Here is a 252-nt window from a genome sequence, read left to right on the forward strand (position 1 = left end):
CTGTCTCACCGGTCGCGTACCTGCGGCCATGCCGCGACGATGCAAACGATGAGACCGCGTGGGCTCAAGAGCCTACGCCGGCCGCGCCCACCCTACGAGAACCTCACGGACGCTGCAGCAGCTCCTTGTGCGCCCGCTGCAGCATCTCCACCGTATCCTCCCAGCCGATGCAGCCGTCGGTCACCGAGCAGCCGTACTTCAGCTGGCTCAGGTCGGCCGGGATCGGCTGGGTGCCGGCGACGATGTTCGACT

Annotated in this window: 1 pseudogene; it reads right to left on the minus strand. The window is 67.5% G+C overall.

Annotated features, from left to right (window positions below):
- Nucleotides 1–103: 103 nt before the first annotated feature.
- A pseudogene (locus KVT32_RS32445) lies at nt 104–252 on the minus strand (3-deoxy-7-phosphoheptulonate synthase); the annotation flags it as partial.

Origin of the sequence: Achromobacter sp. GbtcB20 (genome assembly GCF_019091095.1) — a bacterium.
Taxonomy (GTDB): domain Bacteria; phylum Pseudomonadota; class Gammaproteobacteria; order Burkholderiales; family Burkholderiaceae_B; genus Achromobacter; species Achromobacter mucicolens.